This window comes from Sphingomonas sp. (genome assembly GCF_965200135.1).
Classification (GTDB): domain Bacteria; phylum Pseudomonadota; class Alphaproteobacteria; order Sphingomonadales; family Sphingomonadaceae; genus Sphingomonas.
Genome location: NZ_CBDATK010000008.1, coordinates 20,616 through 38,190, shown reverse-complemented (window position 1 = coordinate 38,190; position 17,575 = coordinate 20,616). Strand labels below are relative to the sequence as shown.

Below are 17,575 nucleotides of genomic sequence, written 5' to 3'. Positions count from 1 at the left end.
GGACGTGCTGATCCTCGGCCTCGAATCCTCGTGCGACGAGACCGCCGCCGCGCTGGTCACCGGCGACCGGCGGGTGCTGGCGCATCGGCTGGCCGGGCAGGAAGCGGCGCACGCGCCCTATGGCGGCGTGGTGCCGGAGATCGCGGCGCGCGCGCATGTCGAGGCGCTGGGGCCGCTGGTGGAGGCGGCGCTGGCGGACGCGGGCGTGACGCTGGCGGACGTGGACGCGATCGCGGCGACGGCGGGGCCGGGGCTGATCGGTGGCGTCATGGTCGGGCTGGTCACCGGCAAGGCGCTGGCGCACGCGGCGCAGCGGCCGCTGATCGCGGTCAACCATCTGGAGGGCCATGCGCTGAGCCCGCGGCTGAGCGATTCCGACCTCGACTTCCCCTATCTGCTGCTGCTGGTCTCGGGCGGGCATTGCCAGCTGCTGCTGGTCGAGGGGGTCGGGCGCTATCGGCGGCTGGCGACGACGATCGACGATGCCGCCGGCGAAGCGTTCGACAAGACGGCGAAGCTGCTTGGGCTGGGTTTTCCCGGCGGGCCGGCGGTGGAGCGCGCGGCCGCCGAGGGCGATGCGCGCGCGGTGCCGCTGCCGCGTCCGCTGCTGCGCTCCGCCGAGCCGCATTTCTCGTTCGCGGGACTGAAGGCGGCGGTGGCGCGGGTGGTCGGGCAGTATGAGCCGGCCGACATCGCGGCGTCGTTCCAGCAGGCGGTGATCGACTGCCTGGTCGACCGGACGCGCAAGGCGCTGGGCACCGGGGGCGAGGTCACCGCGCTGGTCGTCGCCGGTGGGGTCGCCGCGAACGGGGGCGTGCGGGCGGCGTTGCAGGCGCTGGCGGGCGAGCATGGCTTGCGCTTCGTCGCGCCGCCGTTGTGGCTGTGCACCGACAATGCGGCGATGATCGCCTGGGCAGGGGCGGAGCGGTTCGCCGCCGGGCTGACCGATCCGCTCGACGTGGCGGCACGTCCGCGCTGGCCGCTCGATCCGGCGGCCGAGGCGGTGCGTGGGGCGGGAGTGAAGGCATGAGCGACTTCGGGGTCATCGGCGGCGGCGCGTGGGGCACCGCGATCGCGCAGGTCATGGCGGCGGACGGGCGCAGCGTGGCGCTGTGGGCGCGCGAGCCGGACGTCGTCGCCGCGATCAACGACCGCCACGAGAACAGCGCGTTCCTGCCCGGCATCGCGCTGTCACCGGGCATCCGCGCCACCGCCGATCTGGCCGAGGTCGGTGCGGCGGCGCTGATCTTCGTGGTCACGCCCGCGCAGCACATGCGCGCGGTGCTGCGCGACCTGCCGGGCGGCGGGGCGCCGCTGGTGCTGTGTTCCAAGGGGATCGAGGCGGGGAGCCTGAAGCTGCTGCATCAGGTCGCGCGCGAGATCGCGAGCGGGCCGGTGGCGGTGATGTCCGGCCCGACCTTCGCGCACGAGGTCGCGGCGGGCAAGCCGACCGCGGTGACGCTGGCGTGCGAGGACGCCGATGGAGAAGAGGGGGGCTGCGCGCCCGGCATCGCGGCGCTGATCTCGCGACCGAGCTTTCGGCCCTATACCTCCACCGACGTGGTCGGCGCGGAGATCGGCGGCGCGGTCAAGAACGTGCTCGCGATCGCGTGCGGCGTCGTCGAGGGCGCGGGGCTTGGCCAGAACGCGCGTGCGGCGCTGATCGCGCGGGGGTTCGCGGAGATGACGCGGTTCGGGCTGGCGCGCGGCGCGCGGGCGGAAACGCTGGCGGGGCTGTCTGGTTTGGGCGACCTGGTGCTGACCTGCTCGTCGACGTCGAGCCGCAACTATTCGCTGGGCGTCGGGCTTGGGCAGGGGCGTCCGGCGGCCGAGCTGCTGGCGGATCGCCGGACGATCGCGGAGGGCGCGTTTACCGCGCCGGTGCTGGCGACGGCGGCGCTGGCGGCGGGCGTCGAGATGCCGGTGACCGAGGCGGTGTGCCGACTGTTGCAGGGTGCGGCGGCGGGCGAGGTGATCGCCGGGTTGCTGGGGCGGCCGTTGCGCGGCGAAGGGGCTTAGCCGTTCGAGCCGGGCTTCTGGTGGACGGGGCCGACGATGGGCGTGCCCGGTTCCGGAGGCCAGCTTTCACACCGAGGTCGCGAGCGGCGCGGCATCCCTGCTCGAACGGCGTGCTCGGGCTGTCCCTGACCACCTCATGCCGGTTCGACGAATGGATCGACGCGTCGATGGTGGGACCGGACACCGGGCATCCGGACGCGCTGGCGCGCATCGTCCCAGCCGTGCCGGCATCGCTAATCTTGCATGGTCAGCCTTGAACAAGCTGCTAGGGTTGGAGGATGCCCGCCACGGCCGCCGCCTCCGCCCGAGAAATCCTGACCCGGCTCCACGACGTGATGGCCGGCCGCACGCCGCCGCAGGCGAAGCTCAACGCGGTGGTCAACATCATCGGCGAGACCACCGACAGCGAGGTCTGCTCGGTCTATCTGCTGCGCGAAGGCGTGCTGGAGCTGTTCGCGACGCGCGGGCTGGCGCAGGAGGCGGTGCACGTCACCAAGCTGGCGCTGGGCGAGGGGCTGGTCGGCATCATCGCCGATCAGGTCGAGGTGCTCAACCTGGACGAGGCTGCCAGCCATCCCGACTTCGCCTATCGCCCCGAAACCGGCGAGGACCGTTACCACTCCTTTGCCGGCGTGCCGATCATCCGCCGCGAGCGCGCGGTCGGGGTGCTCGCCGTCCAGCATACCGACCCGCGCAAATACGCCGATGTCGAGATCGAGGCGTTGCAGACGGTGGCGATGGTGCTGTCCGAGCTGATCGCCAATGCCGGACTGATCGATACCGCCGCGCAAGGCGGCCAGCGCGCGCAGCCGACCGCCGCCGTCCGCATCGTCGGGCAGAAGCTGGTCGAGGGCATGGCCGCGGGCTACGCCGTCTTCCACCAGCCGCGAATCGTCGTCGAGCACACCGTCGCGGAGGACATCGATGCCGAACGCCAGCGCGTCTATGCCGCGTTCGCCAAGATGCGCGAGCAGATCGACCGCATCGCCGCGCAGGCGGAGTTCGGGGTCGGCGGCGAGCACGAGGAGGTGCTCCAGACCTATCGGATGTTCGCCTATGACGAGGGCTGGAGCCGTCGCATCAATGAGGCGATCGACAGCGGCCTGACCGCCGAGGCCGCGATCGAGCGGGTCCAGCAGCGCACCCGCCAGCGGATGCGCCAGATCGACGATCCGCTGCTCGCCGACCGGATGCATGACCTGGAGGACCTGGCGAACCGCCTGCTCCGCACCGTGTCGGGCCAGATGGGGACGGCGGCGCAGCTGGGGCTGCGGCAGGACACGATCCTGATCGCGCGTAATCTCGGCCCCGCGGAGCTGCTGGAATACGACCGCCGCCGGCTGAAGGGCGTGGTGCTGGAGGAAGGGTCGCTGACGGCGCACGTCACCATCGTCGCGCGCGCGATGGGGGTGCCGGTGCTCGGCCGCGCCCGCGACATCCGGCGTCAGGTCGGCGAGGGCGACCTGCTGCTGCTCGACGTGACCGAGGGCAGCTGCTTCGCGCGTCCGACATCGGCGATGGAGGAGGCGTTCGAGGGGCGGCTGCAACTGCGCCAGCGCCGTCGCGCCGCCTTTGCCGCGATGAAGGACGCCGCGCCTGTCACCACCGATGGCCATCGCGTTACGCTGATGGTCAACGCCGGGCTGCGCGACGACGTCGCCGCGCTGGACCTGACCGGCGCGGATGGGATCGGGCTGTTCCGCACCGAGTTCCAGTTCCTCGTCTCCGCGACCCTGCCGCAGCGCGAGCGCCAGCAGCGGCTTTATCGCGACGTGCTCGACATCGCCGGCGATCGGCCGGTCGTGTTCCGCACCGTCGACATCGGCGGCGACAAGGCGCTGCCCTATCTGAAGCAGCATGGCGCCGACGAGGAGAACCCGGCGATGGGCTGGCGCGCGATCCGCCTCAGCCTGGAACGCGACGGGCTGATGAAGGCACAGGCGCGGGCGCTGATCGAGGCCGCGGCGGGGCGGACGCTCAACGTCATGTTCCCGATGGTCAGCGAACCGTGGGAGTTCGACGACGCGCGCGCGCTGTTCGAGGCGCAGCGCGCCTGGGTCGAGCAGCGCGGCCGCCGCCTGCCGACCGAGGTCCGCTACGGTGCGATGCTGGAGGTGCCGGCGCTGGCCGAGCAGCTGGACGTGCTGCTGCCCCGGCTCCAGTTCCTGTCGATCGGCACCAACGACCTGACCCAGTTCCTGTTCGCCGCCGACCGCGCCAATCCCAAGCTCGCCGAGCGTTACGACTGGCTGTCGCCGTCGATCCTGCGCTTTCTCGCGCGCGTGCAGGGCGCGGCGCAGGCGGCGGGGGTGCCGGTGGCGGTGTGCGGCGAGATGGGCGGACGGCCGCTGGAGGCGATGGCGCTGATCGGGCTGGGCATCGATCGCCTGTCGATCACCCCCGCCGCGATCGGGCCGGTCAAGGCGATGGTCCGCTCGCTCGATCGCGCGGCGTTGCAGGCGCGGATGCGGGCGTGGCTGGCGACGCCGGAGCGCGACATGCGCGGCGTGCTGACCGCCTGGGCGGGGGCGGAAGGCGTCGAGTTGGCCTGATCCGCCGACGAGCCGGAAGACGACCGAATTGACTTGGGTTGTGTGCTCTGAAAGGAACGGGGCAGGCCGCACCGCGTCTGAAGCCTGGAGGATCGATGGACGACGTCGCGTCAGCCCCTGCCGTTCCCGCCCGGCCCGAGCGGGCCGGCGATATGCTGCGGGCGGCGCGCGAGCGCCTCGGCCTGTCGCTGCCCGAGGTCGCGGCGCGCACCCGCGTGCCGCTGCGCCATCTGGAGGGGATCGAGGCCAGCGATTACACCGGCCTGCCCAGCACGACCTACGCCACCGGGTTCGCCAAGGCTTACGCGCGCGCAGTTGGCGCCGACGAGGTCGAGATCGCGCGGGTCGTGCGCGGCGACCTGGCGGGCGTCACCCGCGCCACGCCCGAATACCGGCCCTACGAGGCCCCCGATCCGGCGCGCGTGCCCTCGCGCGGCGTCGCGATCGTCGCGCTCGGCGTGGCGCTGGCGGTGCTGATCCTGGCGGGGCTGTATTTCGGCACGGGTGGGTTCCGCCGGGGGTTCGGACCCGCCACGCCGGAAGCGACGACCGCGCCGCCCGTCGTGCGCCGCGCACCCGCCCCGTCGCCGACCCCGACGATCAGCCAGGTGCTGGTCACCGCGACCGACGAGGTCTGGGTCCGCATCTACGACGCCAACGGCAAGACGCTGCATCAGGGGACGCTCAAGCAGGGCGAGCGGTTCGACGTTCCCGCCGACGCGCAGGACCCGATGATCAACGTCGGCCGGCCCGACAAGATCAGCATCACCGTCAACGGCGCGCAATTGCAGGGCCTCGACCTCGGCCGCACCCCGATCAAGGACGTCCGCGTCAGCGCCGCCGCGCTCGCGGCGCGGGTCGCCCCGGCCCCCGCCTCGTCTCCCACCGCGACCGGCGATGGTCGATAAGGATGCCAGCTTCTTCGTGTTCCGGGAGTGCCCATGCGTAGCCGTCTGACCGCCGTTGCAATCGTTCTTCTCATCGGCACCGCTGGCGCTGCCCCGGCGCAGACCAGCGTCGACGGCCGCGTCACCCGGCTGGAGAGCGAGATGCGCGCGGTGCAGCGCAAGGTCTTCCCCGGCGGTCAGTATCTCCAGCCCGAGGTCGAGGCCGCCGCGCCGCAGGGCACGCTCCCCGGTTCGCCGGCGCAGAGCGCGGTCGCCGATCTGACCGCGCGCGTCGCCTCGCTGGAAGGGCAGATGGCGAGCCTGACCGGCCAGATCGAGCAGGCGGGCTATCGCACGCGCCAGGTGCAGGAGGCGTTCGACGCCTACAAGCGCAGCACCGACGACCGCCTGCGCGCGCTGGAGGCCGGGTCGCGACCCGCGCCCGTCGTCGGCGACCGCCCGCCCGCTGATCCGACGGTCGAAACCGACGCCCCCGCACCCAGCCCGCGCCCGGCCGCCACGCGCCCGAGCACCGGCGTCACCCGCCCCGCGCCCGCCGCGAACACGCCGACGCGCGCGCCCAGCGACCCCGCCCGCGTCGCCGCCGTGCCGCGCCCTGACACCGGCAACGCGACCGAGGACGCCTATACCTATGGCTATCGCCTGTGGCAGGCGAAGCTCTATACCGAGGCGCAGGCGCAGCTGAAGCTCGCCGCCGCCACCGGCCCAGCCAACCGCCGCTATACCTTCGCGCAGAACCTGCTCGGCCGCGCCTATCTCGACGACGGCAAGCCCAGCCTCGCATCCATGGCGTTCTATGAGAACTACAAAAAGGCGCCCGATGGCGAACGCGCGCCGGAGAGCCTCTATTACCTCGGCCAGGCGTTGCAGCGGCTGAACAAGAACGGCGACGCCTGCAAGGTCTATGACGAGCTGTCGGACGTCTACGCCAACAGGCTGACCACCCGGATGCGCGCCGACATCGCCGCCGGCCGGCTCGCGGCGCGGTGCCCGGCCGGCCGCTGATCGACGCGGCGCCGATCGATCTCGGGGTCGTCGCGCGCTTCCGCACCGACCTGGAACGGCTGACCGGCGAGCCGCCCGCGCCCGACCGACGATTGGGGCTGGCGGTGTCGGGCGGCGGCGACAGCCTCGCCCTCCTGCTGTTGGCGACCGCCGCCTGGCCCGGTGCCGTCGCCGCCGCCACCGTCGACCATGGCCTGCGCGCGGAGGCGGGCGGAGAGGCGCGATTCGTGGCCCGTCTCTGCGGCGATCGCGGCGTGCCGCACGATCTGCTCCGCCCCGACGCGCGCCCACCCGCCAGCGGCAACATCCAGGATTGGGCCCGCGCCGCACGATATCGCTGTCTCGGCCGCTGGGCGGAACGGCGCGACATCGCGTTTCTCGCCACCGCCCACCAGCGCGACGACGTCGCCGAGACCTTCCTGATGCGCGCCGCGCGCGGTGCGGGCGTCCGCAGCCTGGCGGCGATGCCCGACACCCGCGCGCTCGGCGACGCGGCGGTGCTCCTCGTCCGCCCGCTGCTCGGCTGGACCCGCGCGGCACTCGCCGGGATCGTCCGCGCCGCCGGCATCGAGCCGGTGGAGGACGCCGCCAACGCCGACCCGCGCTTCGATCGCGCCCGCATCCGCCGCCTGCTCGCCGACCCGGACCTGCCCGCCGCCGGCCTCGCCCGCGCCGCCACCAACCTGCGCGATGTCGAGGACGCGATGGAGTGGCTCGTCTGGCGAGAGGCGAACGTGCGGCTGGTCGAGGACCCTGACGGCGTCCGCCTCGACGCCGCCGACCTGCCGTTCGAGCTGCAACGCCGTCTGGCGCTGCGCGCGATCGAAGCCGTGCGCCAAGGCGCGGGCCTGCTCGACCGGTGGCGCGTGACCGCCGTGCCCGACCTGGTGCGCGGCCTCCGATCCGCGCGCGGCGGCACGGTCGCCGACGTCCAGGCCCGCGCCCTGCCGGGCCACTGGCATTTCCGCCTTGCCCCGCCCCGTCGTCCCACCGAGAAAGCCTGACCGATGTTCCTCGCCCTGCTCCTCGCCGCCGCTCCGGACGCGCCGTTCCCCGAGCGGGTGCCGGGCATGATCGAGTCCTGCATCCGCGCGTCGATCGCCACCGGCGAGGTCAGCGAGGACGAGGTGCAGGACAGCTACAAATACATCTGCAGCGACGCGCCGGCGGAGCGCCTCTGGGACTGGTTAGCCGCCGCGAAGATCCCGACCTGGACGCAGGATGTGGTCGAGGGTCGCTGGCTGGGTCGCGCCTTTCCGCTCGGTGCCTGCTTCAAGCGGACGCGCAACCCGGACGGCACCGCCGCGACCGACGGTCTCTCCTGCACCATCTGGATTCCCCGGCCCGGCTCCGCCTCGTCGCACTGACGCCACGCCCACGCGATTCCGCCGATCCGTTCCATTGCCATTAACCCGGCTGTGCTTATCTTGTCGGCATGAGCGACCACGACAAGCAGCCCTCCGGGCCCAATGGTTCGAACGACGGGGGCGGACCCGGTGTCAATCCCTGGATGAAGAGCCTCGTGATGTGGGTCGCCATCCTGCTCGGGCTGGCGCTGTTCGTGACGGTGATCGGCGGGCGCAGCACGACGCCGCCGGGCACCCAGATCGATTATTCGCAGTTCCTCGACAAGGTCGACGACGGCGCGGTGCAGAGCGTCAACGTCTCGCGCGATATGATTACCGGCAAGTACAAGACCGGTGAACAGTTCCGCGCCTATCCGCTGGCCGACCCGACGCTGGTTCAGCACCTGCGGGAGAAGGGCGTCACCGTCTCGGGCAAGCCGGAGGATGGCCCCTCGATCTGGCAGTATCTGCTCGTCCAGTCGCTGCCGTTCCTGCTGTTCCTCGGCATCGCCTTCTTCGTGCTGCGCCAGATGCAGAAGAACACGGGCTCCGGCGCGATGGGTTTCGGCAAGAGCCGCGCCAAGATGCTGACGCAGAAGGAGGGCAAGGTCACCTTCGACGACGTCGCCGGCATCGACGAGGCGCGCGAGGAATTGCAGGAGATCGTCGAGTTCCTGAAGGACCCGTCGAAGTTCGCGCGGCTGGGCGGCAAGATTCCCAAGGGCGCGTTGCTGGTCGGTTCGCCCGGCACCGGCAAGACGCTGCTCGCCCGCGCCATCGCGGGTGAGGCGGGCGTGCCGTTCTTCACCATCTCCGGCTCCGATTTCGTCGAGATGTTCGTCGGCGTCGGCGCCAGCCGCGTCCGCGACATGTTCGAACAGGCCAAGAAGTCGGCGCCCTGCATCGTCTTCATCGACGAGATCGACGCGGTCGGTCGGCATCGTGGCGCCGGGTTGGGCAACGGCAACGACGAGCGCGAACAGACGCTCAACCAGCTGCTGGTCGAGATGGACGGCTTCGACGCGAACGAGGGCATCATCATCATCGCGGCGACCAACCGCCCCGACGTGCTCGACCCCGCGCTGCTGCGGCCGGGTCGCTTCGATCGGCGCGTGACGGTGCCGCTGCCCGATATCGAGGGCCGGGTCCGCATCCTCGAGGTCCACATGAAGAAGGTGCCGCTGGCGCCCGACGTCGACGCGCGCACGATCGCCCGTGGCTGCCCGGGTATGGCCGGTGCCGATCTCGCGAACCTCGTCAACGAGGCGGCGTTGATGGCGGCGCGGCGTGGCAAGCGGTTGGTTGCGATGGAGCAGTTCGAGCAGGCCAAGGACCGCGTCATCATGGGCACGGAGTGGAAGTCGCTCGTGATGACCGACGACGAGAAGCGGATGACCGCCTATCACGAGGCCGGTCATGCGCTGCTCAACGCGCACTCGCCCGCCGCGAATCCGATCCACAAGGCGACGATCATCCCGCGTGGCGGCGCATTGGGCATGGTCGTGTCGATGCCGGAGCGCGACAGCTATTCCTACCACCGCGACAAGATGTTCGCCGACCTAGCGATCGCCATGGGTGGACGCGTCGCAGAGGAGGTCATCTTCGGCCACGACAAGGTGTCGTCGGGCGCCAGCGGCGACATCAAGCAGGCAACCAAGCTTGGCCGTGCGATGGTAACGCAATGGGGCATGTCGGACGCGATCGGACCCGTCGAGCTGGAAGAGAAGCAGGGCGAGACCTTCCTAGGGTACTCGCAGACGCAGCGGCACAACATGTCGAACGAGACTGCGCTGCTGATCGACAACGAGATCAAGCGGCTGGTCGAGGACGGGCTGAAGCGCGCGCGCGAGGTCATCGCCGAGCATCTCGATCAGCTTCACGCCATCGCCGGCGCGCTGCTGGAGTTCGAGACGATCACCGGCGACGAGATCAAGCGGATCGTCGCGGGCGAGGATATCGGCCGCAACAACCCCGGCCCGGCCGCGCCTGCGGTCGCCAAGGCGGGCACCTCGATCCCCAAGACGCGCCGCCCCTCGGGGCCGTTCGGTACGCCGTCGCCGATGGGTGCCTGAACGCCGCCGCCGCCCCGATGGGGTGCTCGGAAGCGCTGTCCTACGGAGCCGGGTTCGTGCCAAACGAGCCCGGCTTCTTGATGTCTGTGCCCGGCTGCGGGCAGGCGGCCGGAACAGGGCCTCGGGAAAACGGCGTCTTGGTGTTACCTTTGCTCACCTTTGGCCGGCCGGGTCAGCAGCGGTTCAGTCCTTGGGCGTCACAAGCGTCTGAAATCAGGAGCTTGTCCATGCGTCGTCTTCTTTTCGCATTCGCGGCCACTCCGGTCGCGGCCGTCCTCATCGCTGCGCCGGCATCGGCCGCGATGACCGTCGGCGCCTTCGTCACCAGGGCGAGCGTCCTGCGCGCAAATCCGCTGACCGCGATCGCCTCGCCCGATTTCGCGACGCTCCGGTCGGAGGCACAGGCCGCCGCCGCACAGCTCAAGGCGGAACGCGAGGCGCGGCGCGCGGCCGGCAAGCCGCCCATCGCCTGTCCGCCCGCCGGCCAGTCGATCGGGATGCTGGAGATGCTGGACGGCCTCGCGGCCCTTCCCGCCGCCGACCAGCGCCTGCCGCTCAAGGACGGCTACGCCAAGGTGATCGCGCGCCGCTTTCCCTGCCGCTGAACGCTCAGTGCGCGACCTCGACCATTATTACCCCGAGGACGAAGGTCAGCAGCGCGATGCCGGCGAAGGCGTGAAGGAGCACCGTGCGCCACAGCGCCGAGAACACGCTCAGCCCGTAGGCGCCACGTAGCTGCGCGAACATGTGGATGAGCGGCACGAATACGATCGCCAGCACCAGCACCACCTCCGACACGCCGGCCGCGGCGGCGAGTTCCAGTGCGATCACCAGCAATGACATGAAGCTGATCGAATAGGTGACGAACGTGGCGTGGTCATACATCCCGTACCGTCGCCGCCACAGGAACAGCAGCGCCAGCAACGGCGTCGACAGGAAGATCAGCACCCAGCTGAACTTGTACGCGGCGGATTGTACCTTGTAGACGACGAGTCCCGGATTCTGTCGTGCCCGCTGCAGCCCCTCGTCGAGCCAGCCGAACGAACTATGCACCTTGACTGTGCCGCTCGTCGGGCTCAGCCGCTCGCGTACCGTGTCGATCGAGGCCACGTTGTTACGCAGCACGGCAAGGCGGCTGTCGATCTGCAGCGTCGGCCGCCCCTCGGCGACGAGTTTCGCCCGCGCCTGCTCGGCGGCGGTCACCTCCTTGGCCATGTCAGCGCGTACCCGCTCGACCTGCGGATTGGCACCCGCCAGCCCGTCGACCAAGCCGGCACCCAGATCGGATGTGGCCAAGGTCGAGAATGTCGCGAACATCAGGAAGACGGTGAACAGGAACAGCGCCAGCGGCGACACGAACTTCGCCCGCTCGCCATCGATGTAGCGGCGGGTGAGCCGCCCCGGATGCAGCACCAGCATCGGGATCGTCCGCCAGATCTTGCCCTCGAAATGGAACACGCCATGCAACAGGTCGTGAACGATCGACATCAGCGTGCGGTGGACATGGCTGCTCTGACCGCAGGCATGGCAATAGCGGCCGGTCAGGGCGGTGCCGCAGTTGAGACAGGGGCCATGCACGCCGGCGGCGTGACCCTCGCCCGCCGGCGGCTCGGCGACGCGCGCCCATACCGATCCCGTGGCGATGTCGCCCGCTGTTTCGAATGCCCCGCTCATGGCCCGACGATAGCAACGCGCCCCGCGCGCCGCTACGGTGTCCTGTACGATCGGTATCTGCCAAGGTCGGTCCCAATTGGTGGGCTGGGGTGATCGATGCGAGACGAGGCGATGCTGGACACGATCGATCCGGGGGCACTGATCGGCGCGATGGGCGCGCGCGCCCGTGCGGCGGCACGGGTGCTGGCGAGCCTCCCGACCGAGCGAAAGGCCGCCGCGCTGCGTGCCGCCGCCGCCGCGCTGCGTGCCCGTACTCCGGCGATCCTCGCCGCGAATCAGGCGGACATGGATGCTGCCGCCGACCTCTCCCCCGCGATGCGCGACCGGCTGCGCCTCGATCCGACGCGGCTGGAGAGTATTGCGGCGGCGGTCGAGACGGTGGCGGCGCTGCCCGATCCGGTCGGGCAGGTGATCGACACGACCGAGCGTCCGAACGGCCTGCGGCTCCAGCGTGTCCGCGTGCCGATCGGCGTCATCGGCATCATCTACGAAAGCCGCCCCAACGTCACCGCCGACGCGGCCGCCCTGTGCGTCATGGCGGGCAACGCCGCGATCCTGCGCGGCGGCAGCGAGGCGGTGCGGAGCAACCGCGCGATCCACGCTGCGCTCGCCGAGGGGCTGGGACAGGCGGGTGTGCCAGCCGACGCCATCCAGCTGGTGCCGACGCAGGACCGCGCGGCGGTGGGCGCGATGCTGGCGGGCGCGGGGGTGCTCGACATGGTCGTGCCGCGCGGCGGCAAGGGCCTGGTCGCGCGCGTCCAGGCGGAGGCGCGCGTGCCGGTGCTCGCGCATCTCGACGGCAACAACCATGTCTATGTCGACGGTTCGGCCGATCCGGCGATGGCGGCGGCGGTGGTGCTCGACGCCAAGCTGCGGCGTACGGGCATCTGCGGTGCGATGGAGACGCTGCTGATCGATCGCGCTTATTCTGACGCGGGCGCGCTGGTGGCCGCATTGCGGGCGGCGGGATGCGAGGTGCGCGGCGACACCGCCGTCCAGGCGCTCGACACGGCCGTGGGCCTGGCGACCGAGGAGGACTGGGATACCGAATATCTCGAAGCGATCTCCGCCGTCGCGATCGTCGACGGGGTGGACGGCGCCATCGCGCACATCGCGCGCCACGGCTCGCACCATACCGACGCGATCGTCGCGAGCGATGCCGCGGTCGCCGAGCGCTTCCTGGCGGCGGTCGACTCCGCGATCGTCCTCTGGAACGCCTCCACCCAATTCGCCGACGGGGGCGAGTTCGGCCTGGGCGCGGAGATCGGCATCGCCACCGGCCGCCTCCACGCCCGCGGCCCGGTCGCGCTGGAGGGGCTGACGACCTATAAATGGGTCGGGCGCGGGACGGGGCAGGTGCGGGGTTGATGCGCCTGTATACGTTTGATACTCTGCAATGATGAGGAAGTCGGTTGTGACTGCACGCATCGATGAGCAGCTCTCGGCCGATCTCGACGAATTGGCCGGGCGGCGCGAACGTAGTCGTGCGTGGCTGATCGAAAGGGCGATTGCCGGCTTCGTTGCAGATGAACTGGAGCTCTATCGGTCGCTGGAGGAAGCCGAGGCGCAAATCGATCGCGGCGAGTACAGTACGCAAGAGCAGGTCGAGGCGATGTTCGCCGTTCGCGGGATGCAGGCGCAGCCAGGTTGAAGGACATCCGCTGGGCGAAGCTCGCTACGGATGATGTTGAAGCGATCGAACGGTGGTATCGCGGCGTCGACCAAGAGCTGGCGGCGAAGATGCTGGACCGCATCGTATCATCCACTCGCCTGCTCTCCGATCATGCGCTTGCCGGTCCGATCGAGCTGTATGGAACGAGGCGAAAGCGTCGTGTCGCAGGAACGCCCTACAACCTGTTTTATCGCGTGACTGGCGATCATGTCCGTGTTCTGCGGGTGCTCCACCACGCTCAAGATCAGTCTCGACGATGAAGCGCATTGGCCTGCTCGGCGGATCGTTCAACCCCGCGCATCGGGGGCACCGGCGGATCACGCTCGCGGCGATGCGGAAGCTCGGGCTGGACGAGGTCTGGTGGCTGGTGTCGCCCGGCAATCCGCTGAAGCCGCAGGCCGGCATGGCCCCGCTCGCCGCGCGGCTCGCTTCGGCCCGGCGCATGGCCGGGCATGCGCCGATCCGCGCCACCGTGATCGAGTCGCGGCTCGGCACCCGCTACACGGTTGATACGCTGCGTGCGCTGGTGCGCCGCTATCCGGCGGTGCGCTTCGTCTGGCTGATGGGGGCGGACAACCTCGCGCAATTCCACCGCTGGCGCGACTGGCGCGGGATCGCCCGGATGGTGCCGATTGCGGTGATCGCCCGGCCGTCCTATAACGGGGACGCCCTCGCGGCCCCCGCGATGGGCTGGCTCAGGCGCTATCAGCGGCGCCCGGACCAGGCGTTACGCTGGACGTCGTGGAGTTTGCCGGCCCTCGTGTTGCTGCGCTTCCGTCCCGACCCCACCTCCGCCACGGCCATTCGCGCGGCCGATCCCGACTGGGCGCGCCGCTTCACCGCTGGACCATAGGAACCCCCTTGCCCGCTTCACCCGCCATCCGTCCCACCGATCCCGCCGAAGTCGAGGCGCTGCATCGCCTCGTGATGCAGAGCCTCGACGACGATCAGGCGGTGGAGACCGTCTCGATCCCGCTCGCCGGCAAAACCTCGATCGCCGATCACATGGTGATCGCGTCGGGTCGCTCGACGCGGCAGGTCGCGTCGATGGCGGTCAAGCTGGCCGAGAAGATCAAGGCGGAGTGCGGGCGCAGTCCGCGCATCGAGGGGCTGCCCGCCGCCGACTGGGTGCTGATCGACGCGGGCGACGTGATCGTCCACCTGTTCCGCCCGGAGGTCCGCTCTTTCTATAATCTGGAGCGGATGTGGGCGTTCGGCGACGCGCCCGCGCCGGTCGCAGGCGCGGCGCCGGAGCAGGCCTGATCCTGCTCCACATCGTCGCGCGCGGCCGGATCGGGCGCGGACCGGAGGCCGATCTGGTCGATCGTTACCTCGGTCGCATCGCCTGGCCGACCCGCGTGACCGAGCTGCCCGATCGCGGCGGGCGGGTGCCGCCGATCGAGGGACAGACCAGGCGGGTGCTGCTCGACGAGAAGGGCGAGGCGCTGCCGTCGCTCGCGTTCGCCGAGCGGCTCGGCCGCTGGCGCGACGACGGGGTGCGCGAGGCGCGGTTCGAGCTGGGCGCGGCGGACGGCTTCGACGACGCGGCGCGGGGCGAGGCCGACCTGTTGCTCTCGTTCGGCCGCGCGACCTGGCCGCATCTGCTCGCCCGCGCGATGCTCGCCGAACAGCTGTTCCGCGCCACCAGCATCCTCGCCAACCATCCCTATCATCGCGAGGGCTGAGGTGCGGCGGCTGCTTCTCGTCGCGACCGTGCTGCTGCTCGGTGCCGCACCGCCCGACGAGCGCCAGCGCCTCGCCGACGCCAAGCGCGAGGCGGGCGCGGCGAGCGTCCGCGCCGACGGCCTGACCGCCGCCGCCTCGCGCGAGACCGACGCGGCCCTGCGTGCCCGGACACAGGAGCGGGCGCTGACGATGCGCGTCACCGCCGCGCAGGCGGGCGTGCAGGCGGCGGAGGCGCGCGTCGCCCTGGTCGCGGCGGCGCAGGCGCAGGCGCAGGCCCGGCTGGCGGCGGCGCAGGCACCGACCGCCCACCTGCTGGCGGCGCTGACCGCGATGGCGCGTCGCCCCACCGTTGCCGCGATCGCGCAACCCGGTTCGGTCGACGACATGGTCCACGTTCGCGCGCTGCTCGGCGCGCAGTTGCCCGTTGTCCGCGCCCGCGCGGCCGGCGTCCGCGCGGAGTTGGCGGAGGTCCGGCGGTTGCAGGCGGATGCGGCGCTCGCCGCGCAGGCGTTGCGCGACGGCAGGGCGCGGCTGGAGAACGACCGCGTCGCCCTGGCGCAACTGGAGGCGCGGCATCGCGCCCAGGCGCAGTCCTATGGCGAACGCGCGATCGGAGAGGCGGACCGGGCGTTGGCGCTCGGCGAGCAGGCGCGCGACCTGGTCGACCGCATGACCGAACAGGGCCAGGCGAGCGCGACCGTCGCCGAGCTGGCACCGCTTGCCGGCCCGCTGCCGCGCCCGCTGGCACCCGGTATCGTGCCGCTGCGCGCGCAGGGCGCCTATCGGCTGCCGGTCGCGGGACGGCTGTTGACCGGGTTCGGCGAGGTCTCTCCCGCCGGGGTGCGCGCGCGCGGGCTGACCTTCGCGGTCGCGCCCGGTGCGCCGGTCGTCGCGCCGGCCGGTGGCACGGTGCGCTACGCCCGCGCGTTTCGCGGCTATGGCATCATCGTCGTGATCGATCATGGCGACGGCTGGAGCACCCTGCTCACCGGCCTCGCCGCCACCGGGGTCCACACCGGCCAGTCGGTCCGGTCGGGGACACCGGTGGGCCGCGCCGCCGCTGGCGACGAGCCGCGGGTCACCGTCGAACTGCGCCGCCGGGGCCGCCCCGCCGACCTCGCGGCGCTGGTCGGCTGAGCCCGAGGCCGAGCTTTGCCCGCCGTCCATAACCCGCTAGAACGCCAACAAGCCCCGATCCAGGACTCTCGTATGCGTCGTTCCCTGCTTGCCCCCGTCGCGCTGGTCGGCGCGCTGTGCCTCGTCCCGCTCGCGACCGGGGCGATGGCCGCCGCCGACACCGGCAACTATCGCGAGTTCGACCGCTTTCTGGAGGTCTTCAACCGCATCAAGGCCGATTACGTCGACAAGGTCGACGACCAGAAGCTCATCAAGGGCGCGATCGACGGCATGCTCGCCAGCCTCGACCCGCACTCCTCCTATGTCGACGCGGTCGATTTCGACAATATGCGGATCATGACGGAAGGCACTTATGGCGGCCTCGGGCTGACCGTTTCGATGGAGGACGGCGCCGTCAAGGTGATCGCCCCGCAGGAGGACACGCCCGCGTTCCGCGCCGGGATCAAGGCCGGCGACTATATCACGCACATCGACGGCAAGCTGATCTTCGGCCAGTCGCTGGACGAGGCGATCACGCAGATGCGCGGGCGGCCCGGCACCCGCATCGCGCTGACGCTGGTCCGCGCCGGCCGCGACCAGCCGCTCGACGTGTCGCTGACGCGCGAGGTGATCGTGCAAAAGCCGGTGAAGTGGGAGGTCCACGGCCAGGTCGGCTATATCAACATCAACACCTTTTCCGAACAGACCGGCGCCGACACGCGCGCCGCGATCATGGCGATCGACAAGTCGCTGGGGCACAAGCCGCTCGGCTACGTCGTCGACTTGCGCGACAATGGCGGCGGGCTGTTGAGCCAGGCGATCGAGGTGTCGGACGCGTTCCTCGCGTCGGGCGAGATCGTGTCGCAGCGCGGGCGCGAGCGGACCGACATCGAGCGCTATTTCGCGCGGCCCGGTGACGACGCGCGCGGCCTGCCGGTGGTGGTGCTGACCAACGCCGGCACCGCGTCGGCGAGCGAGATCGTCGCCGGCGCGCTGCAGGATCATCATCGCGGACTCATCATGGGCACGCGCTCGTTCGGCAAGGGGTCGGTGCAGACGCTGATCCCGCTCGGGCCGCAGACGCAGCTGCGCCTGACCACCGCGCGCTACTTCACGCCGTCTGGGCGTAGCGTGCAGGAGGGCGGGATCGAGCCGGACATCGCGGTGCCGCAGCTGTCGGACCCCGACTTTAAGAGCAGGCGGACCTTCCGCGAGGCGGATCTGGCGCGGCATCTGGTCAACGAGCTGAAGGCCGACAATCGAGCGCTGGAGGAGGATACCACGCCCGATCCACGCTTCGCCGCGACGCCCGATAGCCTCAAGGCGCGCGGGATCAACGATTTTCAGCTCTGGTACGCGCTGAAGACCGTCGCCCGGCTGGGCGGCGCGGCGCAGGTCGCGGCGGCGACCCGGCCGCCAATCGGCACCGCGCCGCCGGCCCCAGCTCCGGCACGACCTTGACGACCAAACGTGGCCTGTCAAGGAACGACGTTGTGGCGAGCCAGCTGTGGTCTAACGATCCCGA

At 71.1% G+C, this 17,575-nt stretch carries 18 protein-coding genes; 17 read left to right on the top strand and 1 reads right to left on the bottom strand.

The genetic code is table 11. The features are described from left to right. Positions 1-4: 4 nt before the first annotated feature. From tsaD to ACOFKS_RS11185, 9 genes are all read left to right on the top strand, one after another. A complete protein-coding gene (gene tsaD / locus ACOFKS_RS11225; protein WP_419809331.1) occupies positions 5-1,030 on the top strand; it encodes a tRNA (adenosine(37)-N6)-threonylcarbamoyltransferase complex transferase subunit TsaD in 1,026 nt (341 codons plus the stop codon). Continuing rightward, positions 1,027-2,019 (top strand): NAD(P)H-dependent glycerol-3-phosphate dehydrogenase, encoded by a 993-nt coding sequence (locus tag ACOFKS_RS11220; protein ID WP_419809330.1) that lies wholly within the window; start codon positions 1,027-1,029, stop codon positions 2,017-2,019. Before tsaD ends, ACOFKS_RS11220 begins: the two co-directional genes overlap by 4 nt. A gap of 278 nt (positions 2,020-2,297) precedes the next feature. Beyond that, positions 2,298-4,571 (top strand): phosphoenolpyruvate--protein phosphotransferase, encoded by a 2,274-nt coding sequence (ptsP, locus tag ACOFKS_RS11215; protein WP_419809329.1) that lies wholly within the window; start codon positions 2,298-2,300, stop codon positions 4,569-4,571. Positions 4,572-4,666: 95 nt separating this feature from the next. Then, the gene (locus tag ACOFKS_RS11210; protein WP_419809328.1) at positions 4,667-5,479 is read left to right on the top strand and encodes a helix-turn-helix domain-containing protein; all 813 of its coding nucleotides are present in this window, start codon (positions 4,667-4,669) and stop codon (positions 5,477-5,479) included. Positions 5,480-5,512: 33 nt separating this feature from the next. After that, positions 5,513-6,484, top strand: a complete 972-nt coding sequence (locus tag ACOFKS_RS11205) for a hypothetical protein (RefSeq protein ID WP_419809327.1) — start codon at positions 5,513-5,515, stop codon at positions 6,482-6,484. After that, positions 6,466-7,488, top strand: coding sequence for a tRNA lysidine(34) synthetase TilS (tilS, locus tag ACOFKS_RS11200; protein ID WP_419809326.1), 1,023 nt, complete (start codon positions 6,466-6,468; stop codon positions 7,486-7,488). Before ACOFKS_RS11205 ends, tilS begins: the two co-directional genes overlap by 19 nt. A 3-nt stretch (positions 7,489-7,491) precedes the next feature. Beyond that, entirely contained in the window at positions 7,492-7,851 is a 360-nt protein-coding gene (locus ACOFKS_RS11195) for a hypothetical protein (protein ID WP_419809325.1), read from the top strand. Between the two features lie 68 nt (positions 7,852-7,919). After that, positions 7,920-9,902 carry an ATP-dependent zinc metalloprotease FtsH gene (ftsH, locus tag ACOFKS_RS11190; protein ID WP_419809324.1) on the top strand — a complete coding sequence of 661 codons (1,983 nt, stop codon included), beginning with the start codon at positions 7,920-7,922 and terminating at the stop codon, positions 9,900-9,902. Positions 9,903-10,129: 227 nt separating this feature from the next. Then, positions 10,130-10,507: a hypothetical protein gene (locus ACOFKS_RS11185; protein ID WP_419809323.1), complete on the top strand. Its 378-nt coding sequence runs from the start codon at positions 10,130-10,132 to the stop codon at positions 10,505-10,507. Positions 10,508-10,511: 4 nt separating this feature from the next. Here ACOFKS_RS11185 and ACOFKS_RS11180 read toward each other — a convergent pair whose 3' ends face one another. Continuing rightward, entirely contained in the window at positions 10,512-11,576 is a 1,065-nt protein-coding gene (locus ACOFKS_RS11180) for a DUF3667 domain-containing protein (RefSeq protein ID WP_419809322.1), read from the bottom strand. A 111-nt stretch (positions 11,577-11,687) separates the two neighbouring features. Here ACOFKS_RS11180 and ACOFKS_RS11175 point away from each other — a divergent pair, with 111 nt between their 5' ends. The 8 genes from ACOFKS_RS11175 to ACOFKS_RS11140 all read left to right on the top strand — a co-directional run bounded on the left by ACOFKS_RS11175 (position 11,688) and on the right by ACOFKS_RS11140 (position 17,511). Next, positions 11,688-12,944, top strand: a complete 1,257-nt coding sequence (locus tag ACOFKS_RS11175; RefSeq protein ID WP_419809384.1) for a glutamate-5-semialdehyde dehydrogenase — start codon at positions 11,688-11,690, stop codon at positions 12,942-12,944. Between the two features lie 46 nt (positions 12,945-12,990). Further along, entirely contained in the window at positions 12,991-13,227 is a 237-nt protein-coding gene (locus ACOFKS_RS11170) for a CopG family ribbon-helix-helix protein (protein WP_419809321.1), read from the top strand. Beyond that, complete coding sequence (locus tag ACOFKS_RS11165; RefSeq protein WP_419809320.1) at positions 13,224-13,508, top strand: type II toxin-antitoxin system RelE/ParE family toxin; 285 nt, start codon at positions 13,224-13,226, stop codon at positions 13,506-13,508. Before ACOFKS_RS11170 ends, ACOFKS_RS11165 begins: the two co-directional genes overlap by 4 nt. Then, positions 13,505-14,101 (top strand): nicotinate-nucleotide adenylyltransferase, encoded by a 597-nt coding sequence (locus tag ACOFKS_RS11160; protein WP_419809319.1) that lies wholly within the window; start codon positions 13,505-13,507, stop codon positions 14,099-14,101. The genes ACOFKS_RS11165 and ACOFKS_RS11160 overlap by 4 nt, the downstream gene beginning before the upstream one ends. A 74-nt stretch (positions 14,102-14,175) precedes the next feature. Continuing rightward, the gene (rsfS, locus tag ACOFKS_RS11155; RefSeq protein WP_419809383.1) at positions 14,176-14,511 is read left to right on the top strand and encodes a ribosome silencing factor; all 336 of its coding nucleotides are present in this window, start codon (positions 14,176-14,178) and stop codon (positions 14,509-14,511) included. Further along, positions 14,511-14,933 carry a 23S rRNA (pseudouridine(1915)-N(3))-methyltransferase RlmH gene (locus ACOFKS_RS11150; protein WP_419809382.1) on the top strand — a complete coding sequence of 141 codons (423 nt, stop codon included), beginning with the start codon at positions 14,511-14,513 and terminating at the stop codon, positions 14,931-14,933. Before rsfS ends, ACOFKS_RS11150 begins: the two co-directional genes overlap by 1 nt. A gap of 1 nt (position 14,934) precedes the next feature. Then, positions 14,935-16,071, top strand: coding sequence for a murein hydrolase activator EnvC family protein (locus ACOFKS_RS11145; protein WP_419809318.1), 1,137 nt, complete (start codon positions 14,935-14,937; stop codon positions 16,069-16,071). Between the two features lie 72 nt (positions 16,072-16,143). After that, a complete protein-coding gene (locus ACOFKS_RS11140; RefSeq protein WP_419809317.1) occupies positions 16,144-17,511 on the top strand; it encodes a S41 family peptidase in 1,368 nt (455 codons plus the stop codon). Positions 17,512-17,575 lie beyond the last annotated feature (64 nt).